Origin of the sequence: Prevotella sp. AM42-24, from assembly GCF_003461825.1 — a bacterium.
GTDB classification, from domain to species: domain Bacteria; phylum Bacteroidota; class Bacteroidia; order Bacteroidales; family Bacteroidaceae; genus Prevotella; species Prevotella hominis.
This window is the reverse complement of sequence record NZ_QTXV01000002.1, coordinates 94,174-117,336: the sequence shown is the minus strand read 5'-3', so window position 1 is coordinate 117,336 and position 23,163 is coordinate 94,174. Positions and strand designations below refer to the sequence as shown.

19 protein-coding genes are annotated in these 23,163 nt (G+C 44.6%); 3 read left to right on the top strand and 16 right to left on the bottom strand.

From position 1 onward, the window contains the following. Positions 1–10: 10 nt before the first annotated feature. Positions 11–1,210, top strand: coding sequence for an ABC transporter permease (locus DW917_RS01380; protein ID WP_118115754.1), 1,200 nt, complete (start codon positions 11–13; stop codon positions 1,208–1,210). A gap of 88 nt (positions 1,211–1,298) precedes the next feature. On the opposite strand, the gene DW917_RS01375 is transcribed toward DW917_RS01380, so the two are convergent. The 14 genes from DW917_RS01375 to DW917_RS01310 all read right to left on the bottom strand — a co-directional run bounded on the left by DW917_RS01375 (position 1,299) and on the right by DW917_RS01310 (position 19,062). Next, a complete protein-coding gene (locus DW917_RS01375; protein WP_118115752.1) occupies positions 1,299–2,618 on the bottom strand; it encodes a serine hydrolase in 1,320 nt (439 codons plus the stop codon). A gap of 10 nt (positions 2,619–2,628) precedes the next feature. Further along, a complete protein-coding gene (locus DW917_RS01370) occupies positions 2,629–4,389 on the bottom strand; it encodes an AAA family ATPase (protein ID WP_199545457.1) in 1,761 nt (586 codons plus the stop codon). Between the two features lie 170 nt (positions 4,390–4,559). Next, on the bottom strand, positions 4,560–7,109 hold the full coding sequence (locus DW917_RS01365) for a transglycosylase domain-containing protein (protein ID WP_118115750.1): 2,550 nt from the start codon (positions 7,107–7,109) through the stop codon (positions 4,560–4,562). A gap of 215 nt (positions 7,110–7,324) precedes the next feature. Continuing rightward, positions 7,325–8,233, bottom strand: a complete 909-nt coding sequence (gene miaA, locus DW917_RS01360; protein ID WP_118115876.1) for a tRNA (adenosine(37)-N6)-dimethylallyltransferase MiaA — start codon at positions 8,231–8,233, stop codon at positions 7,325–7,327. A gap of 367 nt (positions 8,234–8,600) precedes the next feature. Beyond that, on the bottom strand, positions 8,601–9,371 hold the full coding sequence (lpxA, locus tag DW917_RS01355; RefSeq protein ID WP_118115748.1) for an acyl-ACP--UDP-N-acetylglucosamine O-acyltransferase: 771 nt from the start codon (positions 9,369–9,371) through the stop codon (positions 8,601–8,603). 15 nt (positions 9,372–9,386) lie between these two features. Then, positions 9,387–10,769, bottom strand: coding sequence for a bifunctional UDP-3-O-[3-hydroxymyristoyl] N-acetylglucosamine deacetylase/3-hydroxyacyl-ACP dehydratase (locus DW917_RS01350; RefSeq protein ID WP_263011543.1), 1,383 nt, complete (start codon positions 10,767–10,769; stop codon positions 9,387–9,389). 99 nt (positions 10,770–10,868) lie between these two features. Continuing rightward, positions 10,869–11,900 (bottom strand): UDP-3-O-(3-hydroxymyristoyl)glucosamine N-acyltransferase, encoded by a 1,032-nt coding sequence (gene lpxD, locus DW917_RS01345; RefSeq protein WP_118115744.1) that lies wholly within the window; start codon positions 11,898–11,900, stop codon positions 10,869–10,871. Positions 11,901–12,153: 253 nt separating this feature from the next. Next, positions 12,154–12,996, bottom strand: a complete 843-nt coding sequence (gene pyrF / locus DW917_RS01340; RefSeq protein ID WP_118115742.1) for an orotidine-5'-phosphate decarboxylase — start codon at positions 12,994–12,996, stop codon at positions 12,154–12,156. 14 nt (positions 12,997–13,010) lie between these two features. After that, positions 13,011–14,120: a peptide chain release factor 1 gene (gene prfA, locus DW917_RS01335; RefSeq protein WP_022110832.1), complete on the bottom strand. Its 1,110-nt coding sequence runs from the start codon at positions 14,118–14,120 to the stop codon at positions 13,011–13,013. A 33-nt stretch (positions 14,121–14,153) separates the two neighbouring features. Continuing rightward, positions 14,154–15,302: an AIR synthase-related protein gene (locus tag DW917_RS01330; protein WP_118115874.1), complete on the bottom strand. Its 1,149-nt coding sequence runs from the start codon at positions 15,300–15,302 to the stop codon at positions 14,154–14,156. 148 nt (positions 15,303–15,450) lie between these two features. Beyond that, positions 15,451–16,203: a shikimate dehydrogenase gene (locus DW917_RS01325; RefSeq protein WP_118115740.1), complete on the bottom strand. Its 753-nt coding sequence runs from the start codon at positions 16,201–16,203 to the stop codon at positions 15,451–15,453. A 19-nt stretch (positions 16,204–16,222) separates the two neighbouring features. Further along, positions 16,223–16,957: a bifunctional demethylmenaquinone methyltransferase/2-methoxy-6-polyprenyl-1,4-benzoquinol methylase UbiE gene (gene ubiE / locus DW917_RS01320; RefSeq protein ID WP_118115738.1), complete on the bottom strand. Its 735-nt coding sequence runs from the start codon at positions 16,955–16,957 to the stop codon at positions 16,223–16,225. A gap of 68 nt (positions 16,958–17,025) precedes the next feature. Further along, positions 17,026–17,976: a phosphoribosylaminoimidazolesuccinocarboxamide synthase gene (locus DW917_RS01315; RefSeq protein ID WP_118115736.1), complete on the bottom strand. Its 951-nt coding sequence runs from the start codon at positions 17,974–17,976 to the stop codon at positions 17,026–17,028. 96 nt (positions 17,977–18,072) lie between these two features. After that, complete coding sequence (locus tag DW917_RS01310) at positions 18,073–19,062, bottom strand: PhoH family protein (RefSeq protein WP_118115734.1); 990 nt, start codon at positions 19,060–19,062, stop codon at positions 18,073–18,075. Positions 19,063–19,407: 345 nt separating this feature from the next. Between DW917_RS01310 and DW917_RS01305 the strand changes: the two genes are divergently transcribed. Next, complete coding sequence (locus tag DW917_RS01305) at positions 19,408–20,328, top strand: DUF5715 family protein (RefSeq protein WP_233524595.1); 921 nt, start codon at positions 19,408–19,410, stop codon at positions 20,326–20,328. A 54-nt stretch (positions 20,329–20,382) separates the two neighbouring features. Further along, positions 20,383–21,162 carry a peptidylprolyl isomerase gene (locus tag DW917_RS01300; RefSeq protein WP_118115732.1) on the top strand — a complete coding sequence of 260 codons (780 nt, stop codon included), beginning with the start codon at positions 20,383–20,385 and terminating at the stop codon, positions 21,160–21,162. A 43-nt stretch (positions 21,163–21,205) separates the two neighbouring features. On the opposite strand, the gene DW917_RS01295 is transcribed toward DW917_RS01300, so the two are convergent. Both DW917_RS01295 and DW917_RS01290 read right to left on the bottom strand, forming a co-directional pair. Then, entirely contained in the window at positions 21,206–21,592 is a 387-nt protein-coding gene (locus DW917_RS01295; protein WP_233524594.1) for a LexA family transcriptional regulator, read from the bottom strand. A gap of 208 nt (positions 21,593–21,800) precedes the next feature. Continuing rightward, entirely contained in the window at positions 21,801–23,129 is a 1,329-nt protein-coding gene (locus tag DW917_RS01290; protein ID WP_118115728.1) for a Y-family DNA polymerase, read from the bottom strand. Positions 23,130–23,163 lie beyond the last annotated feature (34 nt).

The following is a 23,163-nucleotide window of genomic DNA, read 5'->3' as shown; positions in this document are numbered from 1 at the left end:
TTTTGGTGTTATGAATTTAGTTTGGAAATTACTTAGACAACATATCAGTATCTCGCAGTTTGCTGGTTTTGCTTTTGCCAATCTATTTGGTATGCTGATTGTTCTTTTCGGCTTTCAGTTTTATCAGGATGTCTTGCCTGTGTTCACTCAGCAAGATAGTTTTATGAAGGCTGATTATCTTATCATGAGTAAGAAAATCGGTATGGGGAATACGATCAGTGGTAGAACCAACAGTTTTGCGGGTAGTGAGATTGATGAGATTTCATCGCAGAAGTTTGTGAAGAAAATAGGTAAATTTACTTCTACTGAATACAAAGTGGATGCTTCTATGGGCGTGAACGGTGTGAATGTACTCAACTCAGAACTGTTCTTCGAGAGTGTTCCGGATGGTTTTGTGGATGTTCCTCTGAAAGACTGGAAATATGAGCCTGGGGCACATGAGGTTCCGATTATTCTGCCTCGTACCTATATTAATATGTATAATTTCGGTTTTGCCCAGAGTCATTCTCTCCCTAAAATCAGTGATGGACTGATGGGCATGATTGATTTTCAGATTTTCATTCAAGCAGGAGGTAAGAAGGAACAGTTTAAGGGTAAGGTGATTGGTTTCTCTTCCCGTCTGAATACAATCCTCGTTCCTCAGGCATTTATGGACTGGAGTAATCAGGAATTTGCTCCCGATAATCATAGTGATCCTACTCGTTTGATTGTGGAGGTGGGAAATCCTGCGGATGAGAATATCAGTCAATATCTCGATAATCATGGTTATGAGGTGGAAACGGATAAGTTGGATGCTGAGAAGACTACCTATTTCCTCCGTATGATCGTGATGATGGTGATGGTCATCGGTTTGGTGATTTCTGCTTTGAGTTTTTATATTCTTATGCTGAGTATCTATCTGCTGGTTCAGAAAAACTCATCTAAGTTGGAAAATCTGCTGCTTATCGGCTATAGTCCTGCGCAGGTTTCAAAACCTTATCAGATATTGACCATGGGTCTGAATGTGGCTGTGCTGATAATAGCCTGGATAGCTCTTTTCTTTATCCGCAACTATTATATGGATTTCATTGAGGCCTTGTATCCTGATATGGAGGATGGCAGTATGCTGCCTGCCTTTGGATTGGGAGCGGTATTGTTTCTGATTGTTTCGCTGCTCAATATTGTGGCGATTCGCAGAAAGGTAGGGAATATCTGGAAAAGAAAAGAATAATTGCTTGATATTATTCATAGTACGGCAAAAAGAAAAGTCATTTGTCAAGTCCTCTTATGTAGGGCTTACAAATGACTTTTTTATTTTCTTATTTCTTCAAATGCGTAAACAGGTCTTTCTTTGGCATATCTGCCATGTATTTCTTTCTCAGTTTTTCGAAGAATGCCATGGAGTCATTGGAGAAACCATGTCCCTTCCAGGTGGAGGTGTTGGTGATCAGAATCCAGCATTGTCCATCAGGATATTTCAGGATGAGAGCGGATGTTCCTGATAGAGAACCTGTTCTGATCCAAGGTCTTCCCTTGGCAGTGAAATTCCAACCGATAGAGAAATTATGTTCTGGCTGTTCGCGTGTCATGAATTCTACGCTCTTCTTACTGAGAATGTCCTTGACGTGTGGCATTCCGTCGATACAAGCGATGAGTCTTGATAATTCTGCTGCCGAACCGCACCAGGCACCGGCACCTTCCAGTCTTGGAACATCGTTCTCTCCATAACAGCGAGGTACCATTCTGCCACTATTGTTGTATTCATATACATTTTCAGAACCCTGATGCATGTAATATTTCACCTCGTTAGGTCGGCGATCTTCGTAGTAGGTGCCTGCAATGTGCATATCATAGCAGCCAGCCGGATGCAATACGTATTTCTGCATGAAATCGGCATATTTCATTCCTGATTTTTTTGCGATGATCTCTGACAGGAGCATATATCCCAAATTGGAGTAGCATCTTCCTTCACCTGGCGTATATCCGAGTCGCCTTTTCAGTAGGATTTTCAGCAGTGTCTTATGGTCGGGTGGAGTAGTGAGGTGATTTTGCATGATAATGTATCTTGTAGAGAACATCGGGTCTCCTGCTCCGTTGGTAAAACCTGCATTGTGTCTGAGCAACTGTTCTACGGTTATATCGTAGTATCTGTTGTCCTTGATGCTGTTGTTGTAGGTCGTATCGTTGAGAATTCCTTTCGGACCGAAGACTTTGTCGCTCATCCTGACTTTCTTCATCTCCACCAATCTCATGACACCTACGGCTGTGATGAGTTTGGAAACAGATGCGAATCTCATCACCATATTGGGCTGCATCAGGATTCCTTTTTCTTTATCAGCATAGCCAAATCCTCGTGCATAGAGGAGGGAATCGTTGCGGGAAATGACGAGCTGCGCTCCATTGATTTCCCATCTTTTCAGATAACGTTCTACAAGAGAGTCAAACTCCTTGTATTCCTTCCCGTCTGACATCTTATTGTTTAATACCTCATTCAGATGTACGCTTGTTACAGAATCTTTCTTCTCTGTATCTGTACTTGAACACTTGCTGATGCATCCTCTCAGGCAGAAAGCGATGATGGTGAGTAGGATGAGCAGGAGTGCTGCTATTCTTTTTGTCTTCAGTCTTCTTCTTTTCATTTTTCAAGGTTTATTCTTTAGAATCATTTTTATTTATTTTTTTCAATCTTCTCATGGCTTCAGGATGTGTCGGATAGAGTTCGAGGGCTTTTTTATAATTATTAATGGCTGCCCCCTTCATATTCTCTTTCTCACATTCTTTTCCAAGAATCACAAATTCTGTAGCCAGTTTCTTGAGGTAATCTTCCAACTTGTTTCGTTCTTCGTCTTTTTGTCTGACGACTTCTTTTAGTTGGGCATTTTCATCTTTCAAACGGTTCACAATATCCAGTTTTCTCCGGATGAACCTTTTTGCAAGCGGCTTTTCTATATCATAGCGACTGTGAATGGCAAGATAGAAATTATCTAGTGCTCCCTGCATATCTCCCTTGTCGAAGGCTGCTGCAGCATCGTGATATTGCTTGTCGGCCTTGCTTTGCTGTAAGGCATTGTTGATGATGTTGTGGTCATTGTATTGACGTGCAAACTTTTTTACCTCATTTCTTACGAATACTTCATTGTGGCGGATAGGTTCCTGAAGGCTGATTCCTTCCAGGCTGGTACATCTGGAAAGTGCTACGTAAGTCTGTCCACCTGCAAATACGCCTCCAGTGAAGTCTATCTTTATCTGTTTGAAAGTGAGGCCCTGACTTTTGTGAACGGTGATGGCCCACGCCAATCTGAGTGGATATTGGGTATATCTTCCGATTTCCTCTTCTTCTATTTTTTTCTCTGTTTCATTGAAATGGTAGCGCATATTGCTCCAGGCAGCCGGTTCCACCATCACATCTTCCCCATTTTCTGTTCTTACATAGATTCGACTGTTTTCGTCGTCGTCAAATCCGATGACGGTTCCTAACGTTCCGTTAACCCATTGGTGGTCGATATCATTCTTGATGAAAATCACCTGGGCACCTGTTTTCAGATAGAGTTCCATAGGGGTAGGAAGACTGCTTTCTGGAAATTCGCCTTCGATGGTTCCCCTGAAGAGCGTAGGGGCTCCTGGGAGCTCTTTCAACTTGTTTTCATTGATGAAATCTACCGTGTCTCGTCGGGTAGATAAGGTGATTGCCAGTCGTGAGTCCCCTTCATCAAGAGTGGCTCCCACACGCTCATTGAGTTTTATGAGGTCGCTGTTTGCCACCTGACTGGTTCGGATATGATCGAGTATGTTGATGAATACAGGATCGCTCTGCCGGTACACCTTTTTCAGTTCGATGCTGACCAACTGGAACTGATAGAAAACTTTGGCATCAAAGAAAAAGTTGCTGGAATAAAAAGGGCTGAGCAGTTTCTTGTCGTCTTCCCTAACTACTGGTTCCAACTGGTATATATCTCCCACCAAAAGCAACTGTTTTCCTCCGAATGGTTCACGCATATTGCGGTTGTAAACCCTTAGAATCTTGTCAATGAAGTCTATAATGTCTGCTCTTACCATACTGATTTCATCGATGATGATGAGTTCTACTTCTCTGAGAAGTTTGATTTTCTCTGAGCTGTATTTCATGGTATTTCTCAGGTTGCGTACACTATATTTGCTGTCGTTAGGCAGGAGGGGATAGAAGGGGAGTTTGAAAAAGCTATGTAAGGTAGAGCCTCCTGCATTAATGGCTGCAATACCTGTAGGTGCTAGCACCACGTGCTTTTTCTTAGTGTTTGCTGCGATATAGCGTAGGAATGTAGATTTACCCGTTCCCGCCTTTCCGGTAAGGAAAAGGGAGCGGTGCGTATATTGTATGATCTGCAAAGCATTTTGCAATTCTTCGTTCTGTAAATCTATATTCTCAGCCATATCGGTTATTCTTAAAAAAGAGAATCGGCGGTTTCAGTAATATGACGGAAACCACCGATTGTCCTATTGTTTATTATCTTTAAAAGCTTTTCTCTTGTAAGCTTAATCACTTGTAAGCTTAATTATTTGTTTTTCAAGCTTATCTTTTGCAAACTTATCTTTTTCAAGCTTTATAAATCGTCGAAATTGATGACCTGTTCTGCAGGTTTGGCTTTTTTCTTTTCTTTCTTTTCGCCATTCTCTTCCTGCTTCTTTTCACCATTTGCTTTCTCCTCAGAGCTTGGAATCTCTCGGATAATCGGGTTGCCGTTTTCATCGAGAATGATTTCCTCGTTCATGGCAGCACTGTCTATTCTTGTAGTATCCACTTTGGCTTTCGGTACATAACTTGCGCACATGTACATATCCTTGGTGATGTCGCCATCCTTCGGTTTGTCAAATTTAGCCCTATATTCCTTGAAGGCTGGATCTTTGAGTACGGATTGCAGGAAGTAACCGCAGATAGGTAATGCCGTGCGTGAACCTTGTCCTAAAGCTCCGGTGCGGAAGTGGATGCAACGGTATTCGCCGCCTACCCAGGCACCGCAGACTAACTTTGGACTTACACACATAAACCATGCATCTGAATGGTTATTAGAAGTACCAGTCTTTCCACCAAATTCAGTATCCTTATAGTCGCCTACATAGCCCCACAAACTTTGTGAAGTACCGCCTGGTTCCAGCATACCTCCTCTGAGAAGCTGCTGCATCAGGAAGGCGCTCTTATATGGAATCACCTGTTCGGCAGTAGAAGGACCCGTATATACTTCCTTTCCGTCTTTGTCAACGATACGTGTAACTAGTACCGGATCGTGATGCATGCCATTATTTGAGATGGTGCTATAGGCACATGCCAATTCCAGCAAATTGACGTCGCTTGAACCAAGCGCCAATGATGGTTCGTCCTCCAAAGGACTGTTGATACCCATCTTTTGAGCTGTTTCAATGATGCGCTTGATGCCCATTTCCTGTCCGAGTCTTACGGCTACTGAGTTGATACTCTTGGCAAACGCACCCTTCAATGGGATGGAATCACCCGAGAAAGAACCGTTTGCATTGGATGGAGTCCATTTTACCATTTCATGTTTCTTCTTGTCGTAAACATCCATGGAGATGTATTCGTCACGACGCTTGTCGCATGGTGTCAATCCCTGGTTCATCGCCTCTGTATAAACGAAGAGTTTGAAGGTAGAACCCGGTTGGCGTTCTGCTGTTACCTTATCGTATTTCCATGCATCGAAATCGATGTCTCCTACCCATGCTTTCACTGCACCAGTCTGTGGTTCCATTGCCACAAAAGCACAGTGCATGAATGTAGTCATGTACTTGATGGAATCTTCTGAAGTCATCATCTTGGTGACAGTTCCCTTTTCATAGTCAAATACCTTAACAGGGTGAACCCATTCCTTATAATAGTAGTTGACTGAATCTGGATTATTAGGGAATTTTGCCATCAGATTCTTATAGAATGTCTGACGCTCTGCGATGCCCTGGATGAAGTTTGGTATCTCCTTGTGGTTTTCGTCCTGCCAAGGATTTTGTCCCAACCATTTCCCCTCGCCAGCCTTGCCTCGGTTGATACTCCAGTGACTGTTGAAATTCTTCTGAACCTGCTTCATCTGTTTTATGGCAGCTTCTTCTGCATATTTCTGCATTCGTGTATCGATGGTAGTGTAGATTTTCAGACCGCTGGAATAGAGGTCGTATCCTTCTTCTTCGCACCAACCTTTGAGGTAGTTAGCAACGGCTTCACGGAAGTATTTAGCCTGTCCGTCGTAGTTTTCTTCCACCTTAAAGTCCAGTTTGATAGGCAATTCCTTCAGTTCGTTATATTTTTCCTTTGACAGGTCACCGTGTCTTACCATATTATATAATACGACATTTCTGCGGGCGAGACTGTTTTCTGGATTAGAACGAGGGTTGTAGTAGGTTGTGGCTTTCAGCATGCCCACTAACACTGCTGCCTGATCTGTAGTCATATCCAACGGAGTGGTATTGAAATAGGTCTTGGCAGCTGTCTTAATACCGTATGAGTTGGAGCCGAAATCCACTGTATTAGCATACATAGTGATGATTTCCTTCTTGCTATATACGGTTTCGAGTTTAGCTGCGATGATCCATTCCTTGCTCTTGATGATGAGAATACGGAGAACAGGAATCTTGCCCAACAATCCTGTAGAGTATTGTGAGCGAACTCGGAACATGTTCTTTGCCAACTGTTGTGTGATGGTAGAAGCACCACGTGCGTCATGGTGTAAGAGCGCATCTTTTACAGCACCGAACAAGCCGATGGGATCGATACCTAAGTGTTTGTAAAAGCGTTCGTCCTCAGTATCTACAAGGGCTTTGAAGAAATCAGGGTTGACTTCTTCGTAAGTCACTGGTGTACGATTCTCATTAAAATATTTACCGATGAGTTTACCATCAGCACTATAGATTTCAGATGCCTCGCTTGTCTGAGGATTCAGGATACCTGAAAAATAGCCCGGTGATTTTCCAAAGAGCCACAGAAAGTTGATATCTACTGCGCCAAGATATAGAATGAAGGCGACGATGCAACTCACCAGTCCAATGGCGGTTTTGGTGTACCATGCTTTGCCTCGATATAGATTTCTATACCAAGGCCAGAAGCCACTGAACTTGTGCCATAACCAGGCAAAAAATGTCTTGAGTTTTTTCATATTTTTTATTGTTGAGGGCTATTGAAGGAAGAGATTTCCGAAGCTTTCTGACTTTCTGATGCCTTATTGACCTTAGAATCGACTTGGTCGTGTCTTTTCAGAAATCTTGAGAGACTTTTAAATCGATTTAGATCAGTCTATTCTGAAGTCTTTAGAAAGCTTTTTGAATCTTTCAATTCCTTTTCTAACCGTTTTTACGTGCAAAAATAGCAAAATTATTTCTTTTGCAAGCAGGTATCAATATAATTTATGATTTCTTTACTGTTGTCGGGGTGAAACCAGGTGATTTCTTCATCTCTTTTAAACCATGTCAACTGCTTTCTCATGTATTCTCTACTATGCGACTGGATTTGTCGGATGGCTTCCTGTAGGTCTATTTCCCCATCAAAGTAAGCAAACATTTCTTTATATCCTACAGTTCTGAGAGCAGTCTGTCCTTTTTGAGAATATACGTTTCTTGCTTCTTTTTCAAGTCCTTCTTCCATCATCAGGAGTACTCTCTGGTTGATTCGCTCATAGAGTTCTGCTCTATCTCGGTTGAGTCCTATTTTGATGATGCGGAATGGTCTTTCTTTCTTTTCTGCAGTACGGAAGGATGTGTATGTCTTGCCAGTTTGATGACAGATTTCGAGTGCATGAACTACTCTGCGTGGGTTTTTCTTATCTACGATGTTGTAATGTTCTGGATCCATCTTTTGTAGTTCTTCCACCAGTTTTTCCAAACCTTCTTTTTCCAGTCTTTCCTTCATCCATTGGCGGATATCATCTCTTATAGTAGGAATATCATCAATTCCCTTGCAAACGGCATCAATATACATCATGCTACCGCCCGTGAGAAGTGTAGTATCGTGACTTTTGAATAGGTTGTTCTGTAGGAGATTCATTACATCTGCTTCATACATGGCTGCGCTGTAATAATCTTCTATATTGTGATTTCCTACAAAGTAATGGGGTATTCGCTTTTGCTGTTCTTTAGTTGGAGCTGCAGTTCCTATCGGAAGTTCTTTAAAAATCTGGCGGGAATCAGCATTGATGATAGGTGTCTGCAAATGTTCTGCTATGGATAGGCAGAGCTCTGTTTTTCCTACACCTGTTGGACCGAGAACAACAATGAGGGTCTTCATTTTATTGCTTTTAAAGTTTAAGATGATCATTCCCTTTTGGGAAAGGGAGTGCTTTCAGCTTCTTTGAGACTTTAAATTCTTTGACCTTATCAGATTCATTTGAACCTTCTGATTTTGACATCATCTTGTTCATTTGAGTCTTCTGTCTTTTTGTCGCCAGAATTTTAAACAGAAAACACTCCCTCTTTTTTATATTTTAGATTCAGAATTACTTTCTTTTCAGAAAATTTTTCTTGAGAAACTTTCTCTCTATTTAGAAAAACTTATCTTCATGATAAATATTTCTTTTATTTTAGAAAGTCTTCTCTTTTCTTCATGGGAAATAATTCTTTTCCTTTTAGAAAGTTTTCTCTTTCCTTTCAGAAAATTATCTGATAATTCCACGTTTTGATGTCTCTACGAAGTCGATGATGTATTGAATTTCAGGAGTAACATCAAGGTTGTTCTTAATTTCCTGAATACCTTCTTTCAGCACACCCTTAGAGTAGAGAAGGCGATAAGCCTCATGGATATTCTGAATGAGCTCATTGCTGAAACCGCGACGACGAAGACCTACGAGATTCAAACCGCAGTATTTTGTCGGTTCCTTACCTGCAATAATATAAGGAGGAATATCCTGAGAGAAGCGGCATCCACCCTGGATCATCACATAGCCTGCGATGTGGCAGAACTGGTGAACGAGTACGTTGGCACTAACAATAGCATTGTCATCAACTACTACTTCGCCTGCAAATTTGGTTGAATTACCGATGATGCAGCCGCTGCCTAACTCACAGTCGTGAGCCACGTGTACACATTCCATCAGAAGGTTGTTGCTGCCCACTACGGTCTTACCCTTAGAGGCTGTACCTCGAGAGATGGTTACGTTCTCACGGATACTGTTGTTGTTGCCCACTTCACAGATGGTTTCCTCGCCACGGAACTTGAGATCCTGTGGCTTGGTAGAGATGCTTGCACCTGGGAAAATTTCATTTCCATTGCCGATGCGAGCACCTACATGTATTGTTACACTATTTTGAAGTACATTATTATCTCCTAGCACGGTATTTTTGTCGATATAACAAAAAGGACCGATGATATTGTTGTCACCGAGTTTTGCCTCTGGATGAACAAATGCTAAAGGACTTATTTGATTCATATTTTATTCTCGTTATTATTTATTTTTTACTATCTGAGCGGTGAATGTTGCTTCTGCTACTACCTGATCGCCTACGAACATGTAACCTTTCATGCTGCTAATGCCATGACGTACTGGAGCCAACAACTCAACCCGGAAAAGCAATGTGTCGCCAGGAACTACCTTTTTGCGGAACTTCACGTCGTCAAGTTTCATAAAGTAAGTGCTCCAACGTTCTGGTTCTTCCAACTGGTTGAGTACAAGCAAGCCTCCACACTGTGCCATTGCTTCTACCTGGAGTACACCCGGCATTACTGGTTCTTCAGGGAAGTGACCTGTGAAGAATGGTTCGTTAGCAGTTACGTTTTTCACACCTACGATGCTGGTAGGACCCATAGCGATTACCTTATCTACGAGCTGCATAGGGTAGCGGTGAGGCAAGAGCTGGCGGATACGGATGTTGTCCATGATTGGTTCCTCGTTAGGATCGTAGATAGGAGCCTGGATTTCATGTTTGCGGATTTCCTTGCGCATCAGTCGCGCAAACTTATTATTGACGGTATGTCCTGGTCTGGTAGCGATAATGCGACCCTTGATAGGTTTGCCAATGAGTGCCATATCACCGATGATGTCGAGCAGTTTATGGCGTGTACATTCGTTTTCCCATTGCAATGGTTTGTGCTGGATATAGCCGAGTTTTGTAGCATCCATGCGAGCCACCTTGAGATGGTCAGCAAGCTGATCGAGCTGTTCCTGTTCTACCTGACGCTCGTAGATAACGATGGCATTGTCGAGGTCGCCACCCTTGATGAGGTTGGCTTGGAGCAAAGGCATGATGTCACGTACGAAAACAAAAGTACGTGCAGATGAAATCTCTTCAACGTATTTCTCCATTCTGTCGAGTGTAGCAAACTGGCTGTTGATGAACTTGCTTTCGAAAGAGCACATGGCAGTGATGCTGAATTCTTCATCTGGGAGGATGGTGATGACGGAACCATTGTCGTCTTTCACTTCTATCTTGTGACGGATGATATAGAAATCTTTCTCTGCATTCTGTTCCTGAATTCCTACACTCTGAATTTTCTCTACGTAGGGTGCTGCAGAGCCATCGAGGATAGGAAACTCTGGTCCGTTGACCTGAATTAGACAGTTGTCAATGCCGAGTGCATAAAGTGCAGACATTCCGTGTTCTATTGTACTCACACGGATATCGCCTTTGCCAAGTACTGTACCACGCTGAGTTTCAACCACGTTCTCTGCCACAGCTTGAATAATAGGTTGACCTTCGAGGTCTATGCGCTGTATCTTATAACCAGTGTTCTCTGGTGCAGGATTGAAGGTAACAGTGAGGCTCAAGCCAGTATGAAGTCCTTTTCCGCAGAGCGAGAAACTACCTTTAAGTGTTTTCTGTTTTGACATAACGATGTATTTTAATGTTAAGTGTTAAGTGTTAAATGTTAAGTGTTAACTTGTTGGTGGCATTCGCTCATTTAACACTTCACATTTAACTTTGAAAAATTACTTTTTCTTTAGTTCTTCAATCTGCTTCTTCAGGTCGTTCAGTTCCTTATACATTTCCGGCAAGCGACGGAAGATGGCCTGCGACTTGAAGTAAGCACGCTGCTCCATAGGAGGAGTACCGATGAGTTGCTGACCGCTCTTGAGACTGCCAGGCACACCGCTCTGAGCTCCGAGGAAAACCTTGTCGCCGATGGTGATATGACCTGCAATACCTACCTGACCGCCAAACATACACCACTGACCAACCTTGGTACTGCCTGCAATACCTACTTGTGAGGACATCACGGTATTTGCACCGATATCGGTATTGTGGGCTATCTGTACGAGATTGTCGAGCTTCACCCCCTTACGGACGTAGGTAGAACCCATTGTAGAACGGTCGATACAGGTATTGGCGCCGATTTCTACATTGTCCTCGATGGTAACGATACCGATTTGTGGAATTTTGTCGTAGCCTTCAGGACCCGGAGCAAAACCGAAACCATCAGAGCCAACTACACTACCAGCATGAAGTGTTACATTATCGCCCAATTTGCATCCGTGATATACGGTTACGTTAGGGTAGATGAGCGCATTTTTGCCCACTTTCACACCCTCACCGATATATGCGTTAGGATAAATTTGGCTTCCTTCACCCACTTCTGCGCCATCACTGATGTATGCGAAAGCACCTACGTAAACGCCGTCAGCCACTTTAGCCTTTGGAGAAATGAAAGCTAATGGATCAATGCCAGTTTTCTTAGGCTTCATAGAATCATACATCTGGAGCAGTTTTGCTACGCATTCGTATGCATTCTTTACGCGGATCAGCGTAGCGCTGACAGGCTTTTCCAGTTCCACGCTTTCGTCAATGAGGACGATGCTTGACTTAGTGTCGTACACGTAGTGAGTATATTTCGGGTTAGAAAGGAACGAGATAGCACCTTCCTTACCTTCTTCAATTTTAGCGAAGGTGTTCACGGTTGCGTTCTCATCACCTTCTACCTTGCCCTGAACAAACTGGGCAATCTGTTGAGCGGTAAATTCCATATTTATCTATTCTTTTGATTTTAGCCAGCTTTAACCAGCCGGCTGGTTTGCTTTGCTTTATTATTTGGTGCAAATATAGTAAAAAAGTTTCGAATTCTTGTAATTATCTTGTAATATTTCGCTTTTTTCCCAAACAAACCTCTATTTTTTAGGCGCAAAGCCTCATTCTTGATGAAACAATGCGCCTAAAAGATACTTTTTATCTTTTTATAGAGTCTGACCGTTACTCTTTTAGAGTTTAGCCAATTCTACTTTAGATTTTTGCCAATTCTGCAGCCATTTGCTCCTGGAGTTCCTTCGCCTTCTGACCAGCTACTTCGGCGAAGTCCTCACCATTGCTGGCATAGATGATACCGCGAGAAGAGTTGACGAGCAGACCGCAGTCCTTGATCATGCCATATTTGCAAACTTCCTGCAAGCTTCCACCCTGTGCACCTACACCTGGTACGAGAAGGAAGTGGTTAGGAGCTACCTTGCGGATGTCCTCAAACATGCTGCCTTGAGTAGCACCTACTACATACATCATGTTTTCTTCGTTGCCCCATTCCTGACTCTTTTTCAGTACTTTTTCGAAAAGTCTTTCGCCTTCCTTATCCTCTGTGAGCTGGAAGTCGTGGCTTCCCTTGTTGCTAGTAAGAGCCAACAGAATTACCCATTTGCCCTCATACTCTAAGAATGGTTTCACTGAATCCTCGCCCATGTAAGGAGCCACGGTGAGAGAGTCGAGATCATACTCCTTGAAGAAAGTCTGTGCATACATCTTGGATGTATTACCGATATCGCCACGCTTAGCATCTGCGATGATGAAGTGGTTAGGGTAGTACTTCTTGAGATACTTCACGGTGTTCTCGAATGCAATCATGCCATATACACCACGGCTCTCATAGAAAGCGAGGTTTGGCTTGTAGGCTATGCAGTAAGGAGCTGTTGCATCGATGATAGCCTTGTTGAATTTGAAAATCATACTAGCTTCTGCACCCTGAATCTCTTCACTTTCAGTAATGCAAACTGGCAATTTGTCGATATCTGTGTCAAGACCTACGCAAAGAAAACTTTTCTTTGCGAAGATCTGCTCTACTAGTTCTTTTCTATTCATATTCTTTGTGATTTTTATAGTTCGGTTTCTTTCAATTTTTCTGCGTTTTCAGCCACGGTCAGCGCATCGATCATGTCCTGGATGTTTCCTCCGAGGAAACCATTCAAGTCGTGAGTAGTGTATCCGATACGGTGGTCTGTTACGCGTCCCTGAGGGAAGTTGTATGTACGGATTTTCGCACTGCGGTCACCTGTAGAGACGAGGCTCTTACGGCGGCTTGCGATATCATCTACATACTTCTGATGCTCGCGGTCGTGGATGAATGTATATAGTCGGCTCAAGGCGCGCTCCTTGTTCTTAGGCTGGTCGCGGGTCTCTGTACATTCGATGAGGATTTCCTCCACTTCGCCTGTATTTGGGTTCTTCCAAGGATAGCGGAGGCGGACACCAGATTCCACCTTGTTGACGTTCTGACCGCCAGCACCTGAGCTTCGGAAAGTATCCCACTTGATGTCGCCCTCGTTGATGTTTACCTCAAATTTGTCTGCTTCTGGCAGAACGGCTACTGTGGCTGCTGATGTGTGCATACGTCCTTGAGTCTCGGTAGCAGGCACGCGCTGAACGCGGTGAACGCCAGATTCATATTTCAGCGTACCGTAAACATCTGTTCCGCTTACGGCAAAGTCGATTTCCTTATATCCACCAACGGCGCCCTCAGAGACTGAAGTTACACTCACGGTCCATCCCTTAGACTCGCAGTATTTCTTGTACATACTGAAGAGGTCTCCTGCGAAGAGAGCAGCCTCGTCGCCACCTGCACCACCACGGATTTCCATCTGCACGTTCTTGGCATCTTCTGGATCCTTTGGTACAAGTGCTATCTTGATTTCCTCTTCGAGTTTTGGCTGCAGAGCTTCGTTTTCGTTCAACTCCTCTCGTGCCATTTCTTTCATTTCCGGGTCACTCTCGTTGGCGAGAATGTCCTTGGCTTCTTTGATGGAGTTGAGGCAGTTGATGTATCGCTTACGAGCGTCCATGATGTCGCCGAGGTCTTTCCATTCCTTGGTCAACTTTACGTATCTGCTCTGGTCTGCGATGACATCCGGGTCGGTGATGAGGGTGCTAACTTCCTCGTATCGGCTCTCTAAGCCTTCCAGTTTCTGTAATATATTGTTATTATCCATTTTATAATGATTATTATTCGAATGTTCTATTGATTAATATTCGAATGTTCCAAATTCGCTCTTGATGGTGAGGCTGCGCTTGCCTTCCTCGATGTGACCTACGATCTGTGCATCGATATTGAAGCTCTTGCTGATGGCGATGACCTTTTCTGCAATCTCTGGGCGTACATAGATTTCCATGCGATGACCCATGTTGAATACCTGGTACATCTCCTTCCAGTCGGTGCCAGAACAGTCGTGGATAGCCTTGAAGAGTGGTGGTACTGGGAACATGTTGTCCTTCACTACCTTGCAGTCTTCTCCTACGAAGTGGAGCACCTTGGTCTGTGCACCACCTGTACAGTGTACCATACCGTGGATTTCTGGGCGCAATTCGTCGAGCAATTTCTTGATGACTGGTGCGTAGGTGCGGGTTGGTGAGAGCACAAGTTCGCCTGCATTGATAGGTGCGCCTTCCACCTCGTCGGTTAATTTGTATTTGCCGCTATAAACCAATTCGCTTGGTACTGCATGATCGAAACTTTCTGGGTATTTCTCAGCGAGATACTTGGCGAAAACATCGTGGCGAGCAGAGGTGAGTCCGTTGCTGCCCATACCGCCGTTGTACTTCTTCTCGTATGTAGCCTGACCTGTAGAGGAAAGACCTACGATAACGTCGCCCGGACGGATGTTGGCATTGTTGATGACATCGCTGCGTTTCATTCGGCAGGTTACGGTAGAATCTACGATGATGGTACGTACGAGGTCGCCTACGTCAGCAGTTTCGCCACCTGTAGGGTAGATGCCGATACCCATTTCTCTCATTTCGTGGAGGAGTTCATCAGTACCATTGATGATGGCAGAGATGACGTCTCCAGGAACGAGCATCTTGTTTCTACCGATGGTAGATGAAACGAGGATGTTATCTACAGCACCTACGCAAAGCAGGTCGTCTGTATTCATTACGACTGCATCCTGTGCGATACCTTTCCATACGGAGAGGTCACCCGTTTCTTTCCAGTACATGTATGCCAGGCTTGATTTTGTTCCAGCACCGTCGGCATGCATGATGTTGCAGTACTCAGGGTCGCCGCCCAGAATATCAGGTATAATCTTGCAGAAAGCCTGTGGGAAAATACCCTTGTCGATGTTCTTAATGGCGTTGTGTACGTCTTCTTTAGCTGCGCTCACTCCGCGCATCATATAGCGATTGTTGCTCATTTTTCTATTTTTTATCGTTTTAACTTAAAGTCTTTTCTCCTTTACATTATTATATATTATATAATCTGAAAAAATATTCTTCTGAAAGTCTTCTCATCTGTTAGAGAATTTTTCTTCAGAAAAATCTTTTTTACAGTTGCTCTTTCCCTTCCCAGAAATCCCAAGATGCGAAGGCTTGCAGGAGCAACATTTCCAGTCCGTTCTTTACGGTGGCTCCCTGCTCTTTGCCCTTCTTCATGAAGAGGGTTTCATCGGGGTTGTAGATCAGATCATATAATAAGGTATGGCTGTCCATGACCTCGTATGGCAGTGGTGGACACTCATCTACGTGAGGGTACATTCCCACAGGAGTACAGTTGACAATCACGTTGTATTCTTTGATGATTTCAGGTGTAATCTTGTCATACTGCAGAGTGCCAGGACGCTCGTATCGGCTCACGAAGACGGTTTCCAGTCCGAGCGACTTCAGTCCATAGCAGATGGCCTTGGAAGCACCACCCGTACCGAGAATAAGGGCTTTCTTGTGGAAAGACTCGATAAACGGTTCTATGCTCTGGGTGAAGCCTATCACATCACTGTTGTAGCCTCTGAGCACCATTTCGTCGCCTTTGTGGGTAACTCTTACCACGTTTACAGCACCGATGGCATTTGCCTCGGGACTTACGTAGTCCAGATAGCTGATAACCTTTTCCTTGTAAGGGATGGTCACATTGAATCCTTTCAATTCAGGATTGGAGTCGAGCACTTCTGCCAGGTCTTCGATGGTAGGTATCTCGAAGTTGATGTAGGTAGCGTCGATACCCTCGTTCTCGAATTTCTCGTTGAAGTAATTCTTTGAGAATGAATGCCCCAGAGGGTAACCTATGAGTCCATACTTGTCCATACTGATTATTTTTTTGTTTTTATTTTGTTGCGAAATACATCGTGCAGATGCCGAAGGTGAGTCGCTTGAATTCAGCTTTCTCAAATCCTGCTTTCTTTAGCACCTCCATCATCGTTTCTCCCTGTGGGAAGGCTTCGATGGTGGCCGTCAGATAGCTGTAGGCACTCTGGTCTTTAGAAATCAGCTTACCGTATATCGGCAATACCGTGTGGGAGTAGATGCGGAATAGCTGCTTCATCGGGAATTTCACGGGATGTGTGAGTTCTACGATACTCAGATGTCCGCCCTTCTTCAATACTCGGCACATTTCCTTGAGTCCCTGGTCGAGGTTCTGGAAGTTTCGTATGCCGAATGCTGCCGTCACTGCATCGAAGGTTTCATCAGGGAAGGAGAGGTGCAGACAGTCTTCTTTCTTGAAACTGATGATGTCTTGCAGATTTTCCTTTTCTACTTTCTTTCTTCCGATTTCCATCATGCCCTCGGATATGTCTGCTCCGATGAGCTGTTGGGGATGCAGTGTTTTTGCCGCCAGGATAGCGAAGTCGCCCGTACCGGTGGCGATGTCGAGCATCTTTTCAGGGTGGTGGCGCTGCAGCAGTCCGATGGCTTTGCGACGCCACCCCTTGTCGATATCCCATGAGAGGCGATGATTGAGGGTGTCGTAGGTAGGAGCGATGTTATCGAACATTTCTTCCACCAGCTTGCCCTTGTCTCCTTCGCCTTCATAGGGCTTAATTTGTTCTTGCTTGTACATTAATATATATAGTACTCTTTTCAGGGAAAAACTAACTCCTCTGCGGAATAATTATTTCCCAGGAATGATTACTTTCTTGCTGCAAGCCATTCGCTTACGTTCTTCTCGATGCGGGCAGCGATATCGCCTTCCTCGGTTGCCTTGTCAAACTTCTCGCCTGTAATGTGCTCGTAGAGTTCGATGTAGCGGTCTGATACGCTCTCTGCATACTCATCGGTAATCTCAGGCATGGTCTGTCCTGGCTCGTTCATGAAGTTGTGCTCGATGAGCCACTGGCGTACGAACTCCTTAGAGAGCTGGCGCTGTGGTTCGCCCTTTTCGAACTTCTCCTCGTAGCCATCAGCATAGAAGTAGCGGCTTGAGTCTGGAGTGTGGATTTCGTCGATGAGGTAAACCTTGCCATCGCGCTTGCCGAATTCATATTTTGTATCTACGAGGATGAGTCCCTGCTTGGCAGCAATCTCCTGTCCGCGAGCGAAGATGCGACGGGTGTAGTCTTCCATCACTGCATAGTCTTCAGCACTAACAATGCCCTGGGCGATGATTTCTTCCTTAGAGATGTTCATGTCGTGACCTTCGTCAGCCTTTGTGGTAGGAGTGATGATTGGTTCTGGGAAACGCTGGTTCTCGCGCATACCCTCAGGGAGTTTCACGCCACAGATTTCGCGGCAACCCTTTTGGTATTCTCTCCATGCGCTACCTGTGAGGATAGAACGGATGATCATCTCTACACGGAAACCTTCGCACTTCAGACCAACGGTGACCATTGGGTCTGGTGTAGCCAACTTCCAGTTAGGACAGATGTCTGTCGTAGTATCCAGGAACTTCGCAGCTATCTGGTTGAGTACCTGTCCCTTGAATGGGATGCCTTTTGGCAGCACAACGTCGAACGCTGAGATTCTGTCGGTAGCGACCATCACGAGGATGTCGTCGTTAATGTCATACACATCACGTACTTTACCGTGGTAAACACTCTTCTGTCCATTGAAATGGAAATCTGTCTTTGTTAATGCTTTCATTTTTATTTTGAACTTTGAATTTTGAACTTCGAACTTTCCGTCGCCTTTCCTTATCTCTTTGTAGAGGGGGTGCTTCCTTCAGTTCCTTATTCTAAATTATTTTGAATTTTCTGCCTTTTCTGCTTTCATAGCTTCCCGGGCTTCTGCTCTTTCCTTGTCGTATTTGTCGTATGCATTTACGATGCGGGTTACGAGCTTATGTCTTACGATATCTTTCTGTCCGAGGTTGACCACTCCGATACCTTCCACACCTTCGAGTATCTTGAGAGCCTCTTTCAGTCCGCTTCGCTGTTCTCTTGGCAGGTCTATCTGCGTGAGGTCTCCCGTGATTACCATTTTGGTGTTCATACCCATACGTGTTAGGAACATTCTGATTTGCTGGGAGGTGGTGTTCTGAGCTTCATCGAGGATGACTACAGCGTCGCTCAGTGTGCGTCCGCGCATGAAGGCAAGTGGAGCTATCTGTATGATATGCTTTTCCATCATGTCCTGCAGTTTTACGGCAGGTATCATGTCTTCTAAGGCGTCATAGAGCGGTTGCAGATAAGGGTCTATTTTGTCTTTCATGTCGCCCGGTAGGAATCCGAGTTTTTCGCCTGCTTCTACGGCAGGGCGCGAGAGGATGATTTTCTTGGCTGTTTTTTCCTTGAGAGCTTTTACTGCAAGTGCGATGCTGAGGTAGGTCTTACCTGTTCCTGCAGGACCTACGGCAAACACCATGTCGTTTTTCTCGTATGCATCAATAAGCTTTTGTTGGTTGGTGCTCCGGCTCTTGATAGGCTTTCCGCTGATGCTATATACCAGTACATCCTTAGCTGAATCGGCCTTGGTCTGCTTGCCTTTCACAATGTCAAGGATATCCTCTTCGTTGAGCATGTTGTATTTCGCCAAATGCTTGCGCATCTGCTCTATTTCTTCTTCCGCTTTCGCCATTTCCTCCTCGTCGCCGAGCACACGAAGTACATTGTCGCGTGCAACGATACGCAACTTCGGGTACAGTGATTTAATCATCTGCAGGTGACTGTTGTTCACTCCGTAGAACATCACTGGGTCAACGTCTTCGAGTACAATATGTTTCTCTATCAAAACTCTAAAAATAATATAGTTTAAACTTATATGATATTAATACGCTGCAAAATTACTATTTTTCCTTGAAATGAGCAAAATTTCTGATATGTTTTGTTTAAAAAGACTTTAAAAAGTTTTGCATTTTCGTTTTTTTACCGTACTTTTGCACTACATTTTTGATTAGGCAGGTCTAAAAGCTTGGCTTCTGCTCTGGGATTCTTTCTCTCATCGGAATAAGGCTAGGGCTTATCTCCCTTGGAACCTTGCTTCGGGATTCTTTTCCTATATGTCCTATATGTAGAAAGTAATCTTCCGAAACTGGAGCTTGATCAAAATGAAATTGAAAATACTCAAATCATGAAAATGAAAGAAATCATACGAAATATCATCAGAATTCTTCGTGCCATGTCGAGCAAAAATCGTTTTCTGCTCGGATTTGTTGTGATAGTCCTGATTCTCGCCCTGATAAGAGTAGCGAAACCGAGCGTGGCGGAATCCTGTTTGACAAAGACTGAGGCTGTTGATTCTTTGAAAAATGATTCTGCTGCTTTGTTGGCAGAGGATGATGCTGCGCTGGAGGTGGAAGTTTCTCGGTCTAATGAATCACAATTAAATGGTGCTTCTGCTGGCAATATAGCGGATGCTGTGCCTGGAATTGCTTTGGACTCTGCTGCAAAGGGGAGTTCGATTTTCTTTGATAAGGACGGCAAGGAGGTGAAACACCGCATCTTTTCTGTTCCGCATTTTGGAAATACGTTTCCCGATCAGCAGGATGTGCAGATACAGGCAGCCAACCATTATGGGGTAAAGCCGGTGCAGAATCGTGATGAGGCTGAACACAGCAAGGGAGCGCTGGTCTATGTGGGTAGTAATCCGTTTTTTTATGTTGATAAACTCAACAATAGTATTCCTTATCTCGTACCCCGTGCTTCGGTGCTTTTGCAGGATATCGGAAGGGCCTATTTCGACTCGCTCCAGATCAAGGGCATTCCGCTGCACAAAATCATCGTGACAAGCATCCTCCGTACCAAGGATGATGTGGCGAAACTCCGCACAAGAAACGGAAATGCAACTGAGAATTCCTGCCATCTATACGGCACAACTTTTGATGTTTGCTATAATCGCTATAAGACTGTGCAGACGGCTAAAAATCCTCGTCGGGAGGTGAGAAACGACTCTCTGAAATGGGTGCTCAGCGAGGTGCTGCGCGACTTCCGTGAGCGTGGTCGCTGTCTTGTGAAATATGAGGTGAATCAGGGTTGTTTTCATATTACTGTGAAGTAGGTCTTACTCTTTGAAAATTTGAAAAATCAATCTTGTAATAATTAGGAAGAAAATATGACATTAAATATGAATATGAAAATGGTGATGGCGAGCATAGCACTTGCTCTTTTCGGGCAGCAAAGCTATGCTCAGGATTATATGAATGCCAAGGAAGTGACAGTCTTGAAGGGCATTGCCGTGGAGGGTGTTGATACGGCTGGAGTGCATCAGGATCCTACCTGTCCTGAAGTCTTGCTGGAGACTACGATGGGCAATATCCGCATTGCGCTCTATAATGATACGCCTCTGCATCGCGACAATTTTCTGAAGTGGGTGAAGTGTGGCTATTATAATGGCTGTATCTTCCATCGTGTCATCAAGAATTTTATGGTGCAAGCTGGTGATCCGGCTACCCGAAAGGTGGATCCTCTGAAAAAGGAGGTTTTTGATACAGCTTATGCCGTTCCTGCAGAAATCCGCTATCCGAAATATTACCATAAGCGAGGTCAGCTCTGTGCTGCACGCGAGGGGGATGAGGAAAATCCAAAGTTTGCTTCAGCTCCCTGCGATTTCTATATTACTTGGGGTAGGAATTTCTCGCGCCGACAAATAGAATATCTGATAGAGAAGGAGGCCAGAGAGGAGAAGGCCTATGTGCTGCCTAATAAGCAGGTGATTGACGGGTATGTGAAATACGGCGGTGTGCCTCATCTCGATGGCGGCTATACCGTTTTCGGGGAAGTACTTGAGGGTATGGATGTGGTGGATAAAATCCAGAATGTGGCCACTGACAAGGGTAATAACGACCGCCCTCTTGAAGATATTATTATCCTGAAGGCTTCGGTTGTCCGATAACCTTCATGAGTTGGGAAGGGAAGATTCCTTCTCTTTGGAAATTTTATTCCTTACAGAATCTGTGAATCACATAAGTGACGACGCCCCATATCATAAAGCGGTTGTTTTCGTCCACTCTAATGGGTGAGTAGTCGTTATTCCACGGCACGAGCCAGCCGAAGTTTCCGCTTTCGTCCATCTTGAACTGCTTGATGGTGAATTCACCGTCCACGAATGCAATCACGAAGTTGCCATTACCGGGTTCTATCAGTCTGTCCACCACGGCCAGATCTCCGTCCAGGATGCCAGCATCCCTCATACTATCGCCTGAAATTCTCACGTAGAATGTAGCTTCCCTGTGTTTCACGAGCACATCATTGAGGTCTATTTCTCCCTCCATATAGTCTTGTGCAGGCGAAGGAAATCCTGCCTTTACACTCTGTTCAGCCATCGGAATGGCCATCTTTTCTCCGATTTCTGCGGGGTGTATAGTTAGTTTTATTTTTTCTTTCATTCTGTTTCTTCTATTCTTTATTATTAATATCTGTTTTTTTCCTTTCTTCTTTTGCTTATTCTTTTTTCAAAAAAAGTTGTTTTTAAAGGAGTCTTTCTACCTTTTTTCTCAACCTTTCTCTCAACCTTTTTTATGGATAATATTCTCAACATTTCACTTCCAGTATGTCGCTAATATCTGTGGTGAAACGTTTCGACATGTATTCACGCTTCAGGTCGAAACGGCAGTCTGTGCCCTGGATGGCTTGTCGGATGGTTCCGTATCCGTTCTTGTGGTTGATGGCATCGATGGCTGCCATCAGTGCCTTCTGGCGCTCACGGTTGATGGGGTCGAAGAGGTCCTGCTCACGTGGCGTGGAGGGGGATATCTGCCAGAGTATCACGCCTGCCTTCTTGAAGCGGAATGACAGGTCGGGACGGTCGGACACAGATTTTGGATAGCGGGCGCGTAGGATGGTGAGCGCTGCTCCTACTATCTCGTCTTGAGCATCTGTGGCGATGGGCAGTACGAGCGAGTCGTGGATGGTATATTCCGGCACATGATCGTTGAAACGAGAGGTCCAAGCAAATACGGTAACACCCTGACATACACTGTCTTGTCTGCGTAACTTCTCTGTGCAACGTACGGCAAAATTGGCCACGGCCTCCTCCATTACATTCTTGTCGCTAATGCCCTCGTCGGCAAAGCTCCTGCTCGTGCAGATACTTTTCTTCTGGGGTAGTTCCTCGATGCTGATGCAGTTTTCTCCGTTGAGTTCCTTCCAGGTTCTCACGGTGGTGATATTGAAATGACAGCGCACCCAACTCTCTTTCTGGTCGGCCAGTTGAGCTGCGGTTCTGATTCCCATATAGTCGAGTTTGCGGGCTATCTTTCGGCCGATTCCCCATACGTCTTCTATAGGGAAAAGCGACAGTGCCTTGTGTCTGCGCTCCTCGGTATCGATGAGGCAGCAGCCCTGATAGCCCTTGTATTTCTTGGCGAATTTTGAAGCGATTTTGGCCAGCGTCTTGGTTTCAGCGATGCCGATGGAGATGGGAATGCCCACTGCCCGGAGTAGGTCGGATGAGATCCTTGCGCCGTAACGGTGGAGCAGGGAATCCGTTTTTTCGGAGGATTGATTTTCCTGAAAGAAGGCAGCGGCAATTGATTTGTCCACTTCGAAGAAACTCTCGTCGATGGAGTATTGGTCGAGTTGGGGAGAGTAATGAGAGAGCATTGATATCACTCTGTTGGACAGTGAACCGTAGAGAGTGTAGTTGCTCGAAAATATCGCTACGCCCTCAGCCTCCAACTTTTCCTTCATCTGGTAGAAAGGATCGCCCATCTTGTAGCCAAGAGCCTTGGCTTCTTCCGAACGGGCGATGATGCAGCCGTCGTTGTTGCTCAGTACAACCACCGGCTTGCCCACCAAGTCAGGGCGGAAAACCCGCTCGCATGAGCAGTAGAAATTATTGCAGTCAGCAAGTGCTATCATTTTACTCCTTTCGTTTTAATTGTTAATAGAATTT

What these genes read in the sequence shown, in the direction of transcription:
- prfA (WP_022110832.1), bottom strand. Translation starts at nt 14,120, where the DNA reads ATGGATAATAACAATATATTACAGAAACTGGAAGGCTTAGAGAGCCGA.
- DW917_RS01315 (WP_118115736.1), bottom strand. Translation starts at nt 17,976, where the DNA reads ATGAAAGCATTAACAAAGACAGATTTCCATTTCAATGGACAGAAGAGT.
- DW917_RS01305 (WP_233524595.1), top strand. Translation starts at nt 19,408, where the DNA reads ATGAAAGAAATCATACGAAATATCATCAGAATTCTTCGTGCCATGTCG.
- pyrF (WP_118115742.1), bottom strand. Translation starts at nt 12,996, where the DNA reads ATGAATAGAAAAGAACTAGTAGAGCAGATCTTCGCAAAGAAAAGTTTT.
- DW917_RS01365 (WP_118115750.1), bottom strand. Translation starts at nt 7,109, where the DNA reads ATGAAAAAACTCAAGACATTTTTTGCCTGGTTATGGCACAAGTTCAGT.
- DW917_RS01330 (WP_118115874.1), bottom strand. Translation starts at nt 15,302, where the DNA reads ATGATGCGCGGAGTGAGCGCAGCTAAAGAAGACGTACACAACGCCATT.
- DW917_RS01325 (WP_118115740.1), bottom strand. Translation starts at nt 16,203, where the DNA reads ATGGACAAGTATGGACTCATAGGTTACCCTCTGGGGCATTCATTCTCA.
- ubiE (WP_118115738.1), bottom strand. Translation starts at nt 16,957, where the DNA reads ATGTACAAGCAAGAACAAATTAAGCCCTATGAAGGCGAAGGAGACAAG.
- miaA (WP_118115876.1), bottom strand. Translation starts at nt 8,233, where the DNA reads ATGAAGACCCTCATTGTTGTTCTCGGTCCAACAGGTGTAGGAAAAACA.
- lpxD (WP_118115744.1), bottom strand. Translation starts at nt 11,900, where the DNA reads ATGGAATTTACCGCTCAACAGATTGCCCAGTTTGTTCAGGGCAAGGTA.
- DW917_RS01300 (WP_118115732.1), top strand. Translation starts at nt 20,383, where the DNA reads ATGACATTAAATATGAATATGAAAATGGTGATGGCGAGCATAGCACTT.
- lpxA (WP_118115748.1), bottom strand. Translation starts at nt 9,371, where the DNA reads ATGAATCAAATAAGTCCTTTAGCATTTGTTCATCCAGAGGCAAAACTC.
- DW917_RS01370 (WP_199545457.1), bottom strand. Translation starts at nt 4,389, where the DNA reads ATGGCTGAGAATATAGATTTACAGAACGAAGAATTGCAAAATGCTTTG.
- DW917_RS01350 (WP_263011543.1), bottom strand. Translation starts at nt 10,769, where the DNA reads ATGTCAAAACAGAAAACACTTAAAGGTAGTTTCTCGCTCTGCGGAAAA.
- DW917_RS01375 (WP_118115752.1), bottom strand. Translation starts at nt 2,618, where the DNA reads ATGAAAAGAAGAAGACTGAAGACAAAAAGAATAGCAGCACTCCTGCTC.
- DW917_RS01380 (WP_118115754.1), top strand. Translation starts at nt 11, where the DNA reads ATGAATTTAGTTTGGAAATTACTTAGACAACATATCAGTATCTCGCAG.
- DW917_RS01290 (WP_118115728.1), bottom strand. Translation starts at nt 23,129, where the DNA reads ATGATAGCACTTGCTGACTGCAATAATTTCTACTGCTCATGCGAGCGG.
- DW917_RS01295 (WP_233524594.1), bottom strand. Translation starts at nt 21,592, where the DNA reads ATGGCTGAACAGAGTGTAAAGGCAGGATTTCCTTCGCCTGCACAAGAC.